Below are 12,152 nucleotides of genomic sequence, written 5' to 3'. Positions count from 1 at the left end.
CCCCGGGGTGGATTGGGTTTCTGTTCAGCGGAGTGTTCAGCGAAGTGTGGAGGCGAGGTCCCCCCACAGGTGGGCGGTGGTCTCCGCGCCCTTGAGGAGCAGGTCCAGTTCGACCTTCTCGTTGGGCGCGTGCCAGCCGTCGGACGGTACGGAGATGCCCAGGAACAGCACGGGCGCGCCAAGCACGTCCTGGAGATCGGCGGCCGGTCCCGAACCGCCCTCGCGGGTGAACCGGATCTTCTGGCCGAAGGCGCGGCCCATGGCCCGTACGACCGACTGGAGCGCCGGATGGTCCAGCGGGGTCAGACAGGGACGGGTGGCCGCACCGAAGCTGATCTTGTGGCGGATTCCGGCCGGCACCCGGGCCTCGATCCAGTCGCGCACGGACCTCTCGATACGGTCCGGGTCCTGGCCCGCGACCAGCCGGAACGAGAGCTTCAGCCGGGCGGAGGACGGAATGATCGTCTTGCCGCCCGGGCCCTGATAGCCGCCTCCGATGCCGTTGACCTCGGCGGTGGGACGGGCCCAGACACGCTCCAGAGTGGTGTGTCCGGCCTCGCCGAGGGTCGCGTGGGAGGAGGCCGTGCGCAGCCACTCCTCCTCGTCGAAGGGCAGCTCCGCGATGAGAGCGCGCTCGGCGTCGGTGAGAGCGGCGACACCGTCGTAGAAGCCGGGGACCGTCACGCGCTCGTGCTCGTCGTGCAGGGCCGCGACCAGGCGGGCGGCGACGGTGGCGGGATTCGGGACGGCTCCGCCGAAGGAACCGGAGTGGATGTCCTGGTCGGGGCCGTACAGCTCGATCTCGCAGTCGGCGAGGCCGCGCATACCGGTGCAGACGGTCGGGGTGTTCTCCGACCACATACCGGTGTCGGAGACGATCACGACATCGGCGGCGAGACGGTCCGCCTTCCGCTCGGTCAGCGCGCGGAAGTGCGGCGAACCCGACTCCTCCTCGCCCTCGACCAGCAGCTTGAGGTGGACGGCGGGGGTGGTGCGGCCGGTGGCGGCGAGGTGGGCCCGTACGCCCAGGGTGTGGAAGAACACCTGGCCCTTGTCGTCCGCCGCGCCGCGCGCGTACATCCGGCCGTCCCGTACGACCGGCTCGAAGGGGTCGGTGTCCCAGCCGTCCTCGCGGGCGGCCGGCTGGACGTCGTGGTGGCCGTAGACCAGAACGGTCGGCGCCTCCGGGTCCTCGGACCGCCACTCCGCGTACACGGCGGGAGCGCCCGGTGTGTCCCAGATCTCGGTGACCGGGAAGCCGGTCTCCTGGAGCTTCGCGGCAAGCCAGTCGGCACTGCGCCGCACGTCAGCGTCGTGGTGGGGCTGAGCGGATATGGAGGGGATGCGCAGCCAGTCGGCGAGGTCGTCGAGGAAGGCGGCGCGGTGGGTCTGGAGGTACGTACGGACGACGCTGTCCGGGATGTTGTGCATGATGTCGAGCCTAACCGGCTCCGCGGGTTGTCTTGTCTGCCGGTTCCGCGGACCGCCCGTCCCCGGATGCGGCTCCGCTCCCGCTCCCGCCGTCGCCCCCCGTGTCGCCGTTGAGGACGCGCTCCAGTTCGGGGCGGCCGGGAAGGGCCCCGGGGCGGACGACCTCGCCGCTCCGCACATAGAGGAACGCCGCGGTGACGGCGGTCAGCGGGACGCCCCGCTGCTCGGCCCAGGCGAGGCGGTAGACGGCGAGCTGGAGCGGATCGGCGGTATGGGCCCGGCCCGTCTTCCAGTCGACGATCTCGTAGGTGTAGGTGCCGGTCGCCGGGTCCAGCGAGCGGTAGACGGCGTCGATACGGCCCCGGATCAGGCGGCCCGCGAGGGTGAGGTGGAACGGCGCCTCCACGCGGTACGGCGTGCGGTGGGCGTACGGGGTGCGCTCGAAGGCGGCCTTGAGCGCGGCCAGGTCGCGCTCGTCCGCGATCTCCGGCTCGTCCTCGTCGCCGCCCGGCAGTTCCTCGGGGCCGAGCATCGGCAGCGGGAGCGCCTCGAATCGCGACTCCACCCAGGCGTGGAAACGGGTGCCCCGGCGGGCGGCGGGCCGTGGCGGCAGCGGCATGGGCCGGGCCAGCTCCTGGGCGAAGCCGTCCGGGTCGGCGGCGAGGCGCAGAAGCTGGGAGGCCGAGAGCGAGGGCGGCACGGGGACGTCCCGTATGCCCGCGCGGGCCCGCCGCAGCTCACCGGCCAGCGCGTCGAGATCGCGGTCCCAGGAGGCGATGGCCCGGCTCTCCTCGGGCGTCGGACGGGCCGGGCCGGGCGAACCTGGCGGCTCTCCCGGCCACTCCTCCCTCAAGGCGCGGGGCGCCGGATCCTCCGCGGCGCGCGCCAGGTCCTCCGCGGCGTGGGGCGCCGGGCGCCGGTGGGACTCCGCGTCGCCGGGGGTCCGGGGAGCCGGTACGGACGGCCGCCGCGAGTCCGTCCGGGCGGCGGGTCCCTCCTGGTCGGGGTCGCCGGGCCCCGTGGGTTCTGCGGCCTCCGGTTCCGACAGGTCGTCCCAGGGATCCCCGTCGTCCCAGAGATCCGGAAGGTCCTGGCCATCGGGCAGGCCCGGGTCGTGCGGCACGTCCTCGTCATCGGGCAGGCCCGGGTCGTGCGGTGCGTCCTGGTCGTCCGGCAGCGCTTCCTCGTCGTGTCCCGACCGCAGTTCCTCCAGGTGGGCCAGGACCGTGTCCGCGGCCTCCCTGCGGCGGGCGAGGGACTCGGGGTCCAGGGGCAGCGGCCAGGGGTGCGGCTCGGCGGCCGTCTCGAAGGCCGGGTTCTCCTCGTTCTCCGCCGGCTCGCCGGCCCATGCCTCGATCTCTCCGAAGCCCGCCGCGCAGTGTTCGTACAGGGCGTGCAAGAAGTCCGAGGGGCCCCGGGGCCGCTTCTGGGTGGGCCCCCACCAGTGGCCCGATCCCAGCAGCAGTGAACGCGGACGGGTGAAGGTGACATAACCGAGGCGCAGTTCCTCCGTGTGCTGATGGTCCTTCATGGCCTCCTTGAAGGACTTCAGGCCCCTGGCGTCCCAGGACGCGACCGCCGGAAGCGTCGGCGCGTCACCGCGCAGCGCGTGCGGGAGGACCTTCGCCTGGGACGTCCATGCCTCGCGCGCCCTGCTGTTGGGGAACTGCCCGGTGACCAGGCCCGGGACGGCGACCACGTCCCACTCCAGCCCTTTGGACTTGTGCGCGGTGAGCACCTTCACGGTGTTCTCGCCGCCCGGCAGGGCGTTGTCCAGACCCTTCTCGTACTGCGCCGCCGTCCGCAGGAACGCCAGGAAGGCCAGCAGGCCCGCCTCGCCGTCGAGAGCCGCGAAGGAGGCGGCGATGTCGAGGAAGTTGCCCAGTGTCTCCCGGCGCCTGGCCGCCAGGGCGTGCGGGGACGCGGACAGCTCGACTTCGAGTCCGGTGGTGGCCAGCACGCGGTGCAGGACGTCCATCAACGGGTCGGCGAGCGACCGGCGCAGCTCACGCAGCTCGGTGGCGAGACGGGCGAAGCGGACTCTGGCGGCGGCGGAGAAGGGCAGTCCGTCGTCCGGGGCACCGGCGGACTCCAGGAAGGTGTCCAGGGCGTCCGCGAGCGAGATCACCTCGGCGGGGTCGGTGCCCTCGACGGCCGCCGCCAGCCGGGCGTCCGGGTCGTCGTCCCCGTCCGGGCCCGTGCCCCGGTGGACCAGCAGCCGGGCCCGGCGGCCCAGCAGCGCCAGGTCGCGCGGGCCGATACGCCAGCGGGGCCCGGTGAGCAGCCGTACGAGCGAGGCGTTGGCACCGGGGTCCTGGAGGACCTCGCACATCGCGACGAGGTCGGCGACCTCCGGGAGATGGAGCAGTCCGGACAGGCCGACGACCTCGACGGGCACCTCGCGGGCGACGAGCGCGCCCTGGATCTCCGGGAAGTCCCCGGCGGTGCGGCACAGCACGGCGATCTCGCCCGGTGCCTTGCCGGTGCGGACAAGATGGGCGATCGAGTCGGCGAGCCACTCGATCTCCTCCGTGTGCGTACGGAGGAGGGCGCAGCGGACCACGCCGTCGCGCTCGGCGCCGGGCGCGGGACGCAGCGCCTCGACGCCCTCGTGCATGGCGCGCAGTGGTGTCGCGAGGCCGTTGGCGAGGTCGAGGAGCCGGCCGCCGCTGCGGCGGTTCTCACTGAGGGAGAAGCGGGTGGCGGGCCGGCCGTCCGCGTACGGGAAATGCTCGGGGAAGTCGTCGAGGTTGGCGACGGAGGCGCCGCGCCAGCCGTAGATGGCCTGGCAGGGGTCGCCGACGGCGGTCACCGCGTGTCCCGTGCCGCCGCCGAAGAGCCCGGAGAGCAGGAGGCGCTGGGCGACCGACGTGTCCTGGTACTCGTCGAGCAGTACGACGCGGAATTCGTCCCGGAGGAGGACCCCGACCTCGGGGCGGGTACGGGCCAGTTCGGCGGAGAGGGCGATCTGGTCGCCGAAGTCGAGGAGGTCGCGGGAGCGTTTGGCCTCGCGGTAGCGGCCGACGAGATCGAGCAGTTCCCGGCGGGCCCCGGCGGTCTCGGGCACCTTGCGCAGCTCGGCGTTGCTGAGCGGGACGCTCTCCAGGGCGGCCGTCAGCTCGGTGTCGTACGCGCCAAGGCGGGCGGGCTCCACCAGGTGCTCGGCCAGCTCGGCGTCGAGCGCGAGCAGATCGCTGACCAGCGCGGGGAGTGTCTTGGTCAGGGCGGGATACGGCCCCGGCGCCTCCCGCAGCACCCGGGCGGCGAGCTGGAAGCGGGTGGCGTCCGCGAGCAGCCTGGTGGTCGGTTCGAGCCCGATCCGCAGCCCGTGATCGGTGAGCAGCCGGCCCGCGAAGGCGTGGTACGTGGAGATCCGGGGCTCGCCGGGAGGGCGGTCCGGGTCGATGGCGTCGGGGTCGGTGACCCCGGCCCTGACCAGCGCCTTGCGGACGCGCTCGGCCAGCTCGCCCGCCGCCTTGTTGGTGAAGGTGAGACCGAGGACCTGCTCGGGGGCGACCTGTCCGGTGCCCACCAGCCAGACCACCCGGGCGGCCATCACCGTCGTCTTGCCGGAACCGGCTCCGGCCACGATGACCTGCGGGGCGGGCGGCGCGGTGATGCAGGCCGTCTGCTCCGGGGTGAAGGGGATACCGAGGAGCTCCTTGAGCTGCTCGGGATCGGTGAGGTGTGCGGACACCTCGGAGAGGCTATCCGCAGCCACCGACAACGCCCGGCCGAGGGGCGGCGGCCCTGGCACGGGCCCGCTCATTCGACGATCTGCCGGCCCTCCGGCTGTGCGCTGCACGACGCGCGGAAGGCGCAGTTCGCGCAGTGCTGTCCCGTCGCGGGTGTGAAGCGTTCGTCGAGCACGCGCCCGGCGGCGGTGGCGAGCAGATCGCCCACCCACTCCCCGGCGAGCGGTTCCTGGGCCTGGACCTTCGGGAGGGCGTCGCCGCCCTCCTTCCTCGGGGCGGGCTGGCGGAGCTGGACGAGTTCGGCGCCGCCCGGCTCCGGGCGGTGACCGTCGAAGACCTCGTCCAGCGCGCCCTCGCGCACCGCGAGCTGATAGACGGCGAGTTGCGGGTGGTGGGCGACCTCGTCCTTGGTGGGGGCGTGTTTCCCGGTCTTGAAGTCGACGACGTACGCGCGGCCCCGCGCGTCCTGTTCGACCCGGTCCATGGAGCCCCGGATCCGTACCTGGTAGTCGCCGGCGTCCAGAGTGACGTCGAATTCGTGCTCGGTCGCGGCGGTGGCGCGGCCGCCCCGGTCCGTCACATGCCAGCGGAGGAAGCGTTCGAGCGCGACGCGCGCGTGCTCCTTCTCCTGCCGCGACTTCCAGGGCGCGTCGAAGGCGAGCGCGTCCCACACGGAGTCCAGGCGTGCCATGAGCACGGCGAGATCGGCGGGTGTACGGCCGGAGGCGACCTCGTCGGCCAGGACGTGTACGACGTTGCCGAAGCCCTGGGCTGCGGTGGCCGGTGCGTCCGCCTTCACCTCGCGGCCCAGGAACCACTGGAGCGCGCAGGTGTGGGCGAGCTGTTCCAGCGCGCTGCCGGAGAGCGCGACGGGCTGGTCCCGGTCGCGCAGCGGGACCGGGCCTGCGGTCGGTTCGTACAGGCCCCACCAGCGGTGCGGGTGCGCGGACGGGACGAGCGGCTGGCCGTCCTCGTCGCCGAGTGCCGCGAGCCGGGCGAGACGGCGGGCGGCGGCGTCGCGCAGGGCCGGGCTCGCCGCCGGGTCGACGGTGGTGGCGCGCAGCTCCGCGACGAGCGCGGCCACGGCCAGCGGGCGGCGGGGCCGGCCGGTGACGTCCCGGGGCTCGACGCCCAGTTCGGCGAGGAAGCGGGACGGCTGGTCGCCGTCGTCGGCGGGGGCCTTGACCGCGGTGACGACCAGGCGGTCCCGGGCCCGGGTCGCGGCGACATAGAACAGCCTGCGCTCCTCGGCGAGCAGGGCACCCGAAGTCAGGGGTTCGGCGAGGCCGTCCCGGCCGATCCTGTCCGCCTCCAGGAGGGAGCCCCGGCGCCTCAGGTCGGGCCAGAGGCCCTCCTGGACGCCCGCGACGACCACCAGCCGCCACTCCAGGCCCTTCGAACGGTGCGCCGTCATCAGGCGTACCGCGTCCGGGCGTACGGCCCTGCGGCTCAGGGTGTCGGCGGCGATGTCCTGGGCGTCGAGCTCCTCCAGGAAGTTCAGCGCGCCCCGGCCGCCGGTGCGTTCCTCGGCGCGGGCCGCGGCGTCGAAGAGCGCGCAGACGGCGTCGAGGTCACGGTCGGCGTTGCGGCCGGCCGCGCCGCCGCGCAGGGCGGACCGTTCGAGCCGGGCCGGCCAGGGGGTGCCGTCCCACAGCTCCCACAGCGCCTCCTGGGCGGTGGCGCCGCCTTCGAGCAGCTCACGCGCCTTGCGCAGCAGCGCGCCGAGCCGCTGGGCGCCACGGGCGTACGCGGGATCGTGCGCGATCAGCCGCTCGGGCTCGGCGAGAGCCCGCGCGAGCAGTGTGTCGGACGCGGCGGGCAGCCGGTTTCCGCCGGCCCGCTCCTCGTCCCGCAGCGCCCTTCCGAGCCGCCGCAGGTCCGCCGCGTCCATACCGCCGAGAGGCGAGGTGAGAAGGGTGAGCGCGGTCTCGGTGTCGAGCAGTCCTGACGGCTCGGAACGGCCGCCGGCCGGGGCCCCGGCGTCCCCTCCGGCGGGCCGGGCCGGCGGGCGGGCCGCCGCCGTGGCCACCGCGCGGAGCGCGGTCAGCAGGGGCGAGACGGCCGGTTCGTGGCGGAGCGGGAGGTCGTCGCCGTCGATCTCCAGCGGGACGCCCGCCGAGGTCAGCGCGCGCCGGATGGAGGGTATGGTGCGGCCGCCCGCGCGCACCAGGACCGCCATCTCGGACCAGGGGACGCCGTCCTCCAGATGGGCGCGGCGCAGGATGTCCGCGATGTTGTCGAGCTCCGTCGAGGGCGTCGGATACGTATAGACCTCGACGTGGCCTCCTTCGCGCACCGCCGCCGGCTCCCGGTGGGCCCGCACCTTCTCGGCCGGCAGCCTGGTCAGCGGCATCCGGCGGGTCAGCAGCCGGGTCGCGGCCAGCAGCCGGCCGCCCGAGCGGCGCGCGGTGGCGAGGACCGCCACCGGGGCCGGGCGGCCGTCGGAGCGCGGGAAGGCGGACGGGAAGTCGAGAATGCCGTTCACGTCCGCGCCCCGGAAGGCGTAGATCGACTGGTCCGGGTCACCGAAGGCGACCAGGGTGCGTCCCTCGCCGGCCAGCGCCCGCAGCAGCCGCACCTGCGCCGGGTCGGTGTCCTGGTACTCGTCGACGAAGACCGCGTCGTACCGCTCCGTCAGCCGCGTCGCGACCTCCGGACGCCCGGCGAGCAGCACCGCCCGGTGGACCAGCTCCGCGTAGTCGAGCACCCCCTGCATGTCCAGGACGTCCAGATACTCGGCGAGGAAGGAAGCGGCGGCCGACCAGTCGGGACGGCCGGTGCGCGCCGCGAACGCGGCCAGTGCACCGGGGCCGAGCCCCAGCTCCCGGCTGCGGGCGAGCACCGCACGCACCTCGTCGGCGAAGCCGCGCGTCGTGAGACAGGCGCGCAGCTCGTCCGGCCACCGGATGCCCGCCCGCCCCTCGCGCTCCAGATCGAGCTGGCCCGCGAGGAGATCACGTACGGCGACGTCCTGCTCAGGCCCCGAGAGCAGCCGCAGCGGTTCGGCGAAGAGGTCGGCCTCCTGATGCGCGCGGATCAGGGCGTAGCAGAAGGAGTGGAAGGTGGTCGCCTGCGGCCCCCGGGTGCCGCCCAGCCGGACCGCCATCCGGTCGCGCAGCTCCACCGCGGCCTTGCGGCTGAAGGTGAGGACCAGGATCCGCTCCGGGTCCGCGCCCCGGGCGACGCGCTCGGCCACCGACTCGACCAGTGTCGTGGTCTTGCCCGTGCCGGGCCCGGCCAGCACGAGCAGCGGTCCGCTCCCGTGGTCAACCACCGCCCGCTGGGCCGCGTCCAGCCAAGGGGGATCCGTCGGCGCCGGCGGCGTACGCACCAGCCGGTAGGCGCCCGTGGTCCGCTGCCGTACCCGGCGGTGCGGGGTACGCCCGGTGGAGAAGGAGGAGCTCACGTGGTTCGCCGGTCCTGGAGGGGTCGCTGATGGTGACGCGGGTGACTGGGGCGCGCGGGGCGCGTGCCGACGACGCTACGCCGTCCGGCGGCGGGGACGGCGGGCGTCCGCCACCGAAACCGTGCCACGCGCCCGTCCGCGCGCCGCTCCGTGCGCCGGTCCGCCGCCGGTACGGCCGTCGGACCGCCCGCGCGGCGGCCGGATGCCGGAAGCTGTCATATGTGAGCCGAATCGCCCGCGTCCCCGCCGCCGTCCCAGCGCGCCCGCCGCATGTCGAGCCGCGGCAGATGGCCCTCCGCGCCGCGCGGAGCCTCCCGCAACGGCGTGCCCTCCTCGCGATAGCGGTCCAGGGCCCGCAGCTCGTGTCCCGGCAGCAGCACCCCGTCGGCCCGGACCACACGCCACCACGGCACGGGACCTCCGTAGAGCGCCATGGCCCGGCCCACCTGGCGCGGCCCGCCCTCCCCCAGCCACTCGGCGACATCGCCGTACGTCATCACCCGGCCCGGCGGGATCAGATCGGCGACATCGAGCACCCGTTCCGCGTACTCGGGCAGCCGCGAAGCCTCCGCCCGCGCGTCCGTGTCCGGCTCCTCGCTTCTCATCCCGTCCATCCTGCCGCACCCCACCGACAGCCCCGCCGATCTCGCATGCCGGAACGCGTTCGCCCGGTCACCCTGTGTACGTACGCACACAAAGGGACGTATCTCGCACACCCCGTGCCCCCGCAATGCACCCTGATGCCCCCCTCTGTCGTCCGCTCGTGCCACCATCATCCGGGCGGTGACTGGTGATACGAGATCAAGAAGAAGCGCACTCGGCAGAGGAGCAGGCCGTGCAGCCTCCCGCGGCGGCGAGTCCCTCTGGCGCTGAGGCGCGCCCGGACACCGGCCCACGGCCGGACGACGGTCCGGACCCGGAGCCCGGCGGCGGGCCCCACCCGGACGAGGAGGCGTGCGCCAGCGGCGCGACCCGCGCCGACCGGGTCTCCGGCGACGAGCCGCTGCTCCCGGCCCGCGTCCACCGCCCCGCCGATCTGCTGCGCGTACTCATCGGCGTCCTGGCCATCGCCCTTGTCCTGGGCCTCTCCGCCTTCGCCCACGGCACCACCTCGGGCCTGGAGCAGGACATCAGCAAGGGCACAGGCCAGGCTCCCGATCTGATGGTCAAGCTGGCCGGACTGGTGTCCAGCATCGCCGTGCTGCTCGTCCCGGTCGCCTTCGCGATCGAACGGCTGATCAAACGCGACGGACTGCGGATCGCGGACGGCGTGCTCGCGGCCGTCCTCGCCCATGGCGTGACCCTCGCCACCGACCTCTGGGTCGCCAGGTCCGCGCCCGGCTCCATCCAGGACGCCCTGACCCGGCCCCAGCTCGGCGCCGGGCTCACCGACCCCGTGCACGGCTATCTCGCGCCCGTCATCGCCTATATGACGGCGGTGGGCATGGCCCGCAGACCGAGATGGCGGGTGGTGCTCTGGGTGGTGCTGCTGCTCGACGCCTTCGCGATGCTGGTCGCCGGCTACACCACACCGTTCTCGATCATTCTCACCGTGCTGATCGGCTGGACCGTCGCCTACGGCACGCTGTACGCGGTCGGCTCCCCCAATGTCCGGCCCACCGGCCAGAATCTGATGGCGGGTCTGCGCCGGGTCGGTTTCCGCCCGGTCAGCGCCATGCGCGCGGAGGACGCGGCCGACTCCTCGGAGCAGGGAGACCGGGGCCGCCGCTATCTGGTCTCCCTGGAGGACGGTCCGCCGCTCGATGTCACCGTCGTCGACCGGGAACAGCAGGCGCAGGGCTTCTTCTACCGGGTGTGGCGGCAGCTCGCGCTGCGCTCCATCACCACCCGAAGATCCATCCCGTCCCTGCGCCAGGCCCTGGAACAGGAAGCGCTGCTGGCGTACGCGGCCATCGCCGCCGGGGCCAACGCGCCCAAGCTCATCGCCACCTCGGAGCTGGGTCCCGACGCCGTCATGCTCGTCTACGAGCACCTCGGCGGCCGGACGCTCGACTCGCTGGCGGACTCGGAGATCTCCGACGAACTGGTGCGCGGGGCCTGGCGGCAGGTGAAGGCGCTCCAGTCACGCCGTATCGCCCACCGCAGACTCACCGGCGACGCCCTCCTGGTGGACCGGTCGGGCCGGGTGATCCTCACGGAGCTGCGCGGCGGCGAGATCGCGGCGGGCGATCTCGTCCTGCGCATGGACACCGCCCAGCTCCTCACCACGATGGGGCTGCGCGTCGGCGCGGAACGGTCGGTCGCCGCGGCGGTCGAGGTCCTCGGCCCGGACGCGGTCGCAGACTGTCTGCCGCTGCTCCAGCCGATCGCGCTGAGCCGCTCCACCCGCGCGACCCTGCGCCGGCTCGCCCGGGAGCGGTCGCAGCGCGAGCGGGAGGCGGTGCTTGAGGCGTCCGAGACCAACAAGCGCGCCAAGGCGGCGGAGGCGGCCGCCGCGGACGGCGACCGCAAGGCCGTCCGGAAGTCCCTGCGCGCGGAGAAGCAGGCGGAGAAGCGGGCCATAGACGAGGCGCTCGACGAGGCTCGCGAGGAGGATCTGCTCTCCCAGATGCGCCGGCAGGTGCTGCTGATCCGGCCGCTGGCGCCGGTCGAGCCGGTGCGGCTGGAACGGATCAAGCCGCGCACGCTCATCAGCTTCATCGCCGGGGCCGTCGCCGCCTACTTCCTGCTCACCCAGTTCACCCAGCTCGACTTCAACACGGTCGTCGCCCAGGCGCACTGGGGCTGGGTGGCGGCGGCCGTCGCGTTCTCGGCCCTCAGCTATGTCGCGGCGGCGATGAGCCTGCTGGGCTTCGTGCCGGAGCGGGTGCCGTTCCTGCGGACCGTCGTCGCCCAGGTCGCCGGGTCGTTTGTGAAGATCGTCGCGCCGGCCGCGGTCGGCGGTGTGGCGCTGAACACCCGCTTCCTCCAGCGGGCCGGGGTACGGCCCGGACTCGCCGTGGCCAGCGTGGGAGCGTCGCAGCTCTTCGGGCTCGGGGCGCACATCCTGCTGCTGCTGTCCTTCGGCTATCTCACCGGTACGGAGAAGACGGCGTCGCTCACCCCGTCCAGGACGGTGATCGCCGGTCTGCTGACGGTGGCCGTGCTGGTGCTGGTGGTGACCGCGATCCCGTTCCTGCGCAAATTCGTGGTGACCCGGCTGCGCTCGCTGTTCGCCGGAGTGGTGCCGCGCATGCTGGACGTCCTGCAACGGCCGCTGAAGCTGCTCACCGGCATCGGCGGGATGCTGCTGCTCACCGGCGTGTTCGTGATGTGCCTGGACGCGTCGATCCGGGCGTTCGACAACGGCAACCAGCAGCTCAGCTACGCGAGCATCGCGGTGGTCTTCCTCGCGGGCAACGCGCTGGGCTCGGCGGCGCCGACACCGGGCGGTGTGGGCGCGGTCGAGGGCGCGCTGACGCTGGGTCTGATCGCGGTGGGGCTGCCGAAGGAGGTGGCCGCGCCCGCCGTGCTGCTGTACCGGCTGCTGACGCTGTGGCTGCCGGTGCTGCCCGGCTGGCTGAGCTTCAGCCATCTCACCCGTAAGGGAGCGCTGTAGGACCGCTCCCTTCGCCTCGCGCCGGCTCGCGCTCCGGCGCCGGGCGCCGCTCCGGCGGCTC

At 73.9% G+C, this 12,152-nt stretch carries 5 protein-coding genes; 1 reads left to right on the top strand and 4 read right to left on the bottom strand.

Annotation, left to right across the window (positions count from 1 at the left end):
• Positions 1 to 36: 36 nt before the first annotated feature.
• The 4 genes from ABZ707_RS14010 to ABZ707_RS13995 all read right to left on the bottom strand — a co-directional run bounded on the left by ABZ707_RS14010 (position 37) and on the right by ABZ707_RS13995 (position 9,137).
• The gene (locus ABZ707_RS14010) at positions 37 to 1,431 is read right to left on the bottom strand and encodes a dipeptidase (protein ID WP_360172959.1); all 1,395 of its coding nucleotides are present in this window, start codon (positions 1,429 to 1,431) and stop codon (positions 37 to 39) included.
• A gap of 10 nt (positions 1,432 to 1,441) precedes the next feature.
• Entirely contained in the window at positions 1,442 to 5,128 is a 3,687-nt protein-coding gene (locus tag ABZ707_RS14005) for a UvrD-helicase domain-containing protein (RefSeq protein WP_360172956.1), read from the bottom strand.
• A gap of 68 nt (positions 5,129 to 5,196) precedes the next feature.
• Positions 5,197 to 8,532, bottom strand: a complete 3,336-nt coding sequence (locus tag ABZ707_RS14000; RefSeq protein ID WP_360172953.1) for an ATP-dependent DNA helicase — start codon at positions 8,530 to 8,532, stop codon at positions 5,197 to 5,199.
• 215 nt (positions 8,533 to 8,747) lie between these two features.
• Positions 8,748 to 9,137 (bottom strand): MGMT family protein, encoded by a 390-nt coding sequence (locus ABZ707_RS13995; RefSeq protein WP_360172950.1) that lies wholly within the window; start codon positions 9,135 to 9,137, stop codon positions 8,748 to 8,750.
• Between the two features lie 230 nt (positions 9,138 to 9,367).
• Between ABZ707_RS13995 and ABZ707_RS13990 the strand changes: the two genes are divergently transcribed.
• Positions 9,368 to 12,091 (top strand): lysylphosphatidylglycerol synthase domain-containing protein, encoded by a 2,724-nt coding sequence (locus ABZ707_RS13990; protein WP_360172947.1) that lies wholly within the window; start codon positions 9,368 to 9,370, stop codon positions 12,089 to 12,091.
• Positions 12,092 to 12,152 lie beyond the last annotated feature (61 nt).

It is taken from the genome of Streptomyces sp. NPDC006923 (genome assembly GCF_040635655.1).
Classification (GTDB): Bacteria; Actinomycetota; Actinomycetes; order Streptomycetales; family Streptomycetaceae; genus Streptomyces.
Note: the sequence above shows the minus strand (reverse complement) of the source record. Positions and strands in the feature narration are given on the sequence as shown.

What these genes read in the sequence shown, in the direction of transcription:
- ABZ707_RS13995 (WP_360172950.1), bottom strand. Translation starts at nt 9,137, where the DNA reads ATGAGAAGCGAGGAGCCGGACACGGACGCGCGGGCGGAGGCTTCGCGG.
- ABZ707_RS14010 (WP_360172959.1), bottom strand. Translation starts at nt 1,431, where the DNA reads ATGCACAACATCCCGGACAGCGTCGTCCGTACGTACCTCCAGACCCAC.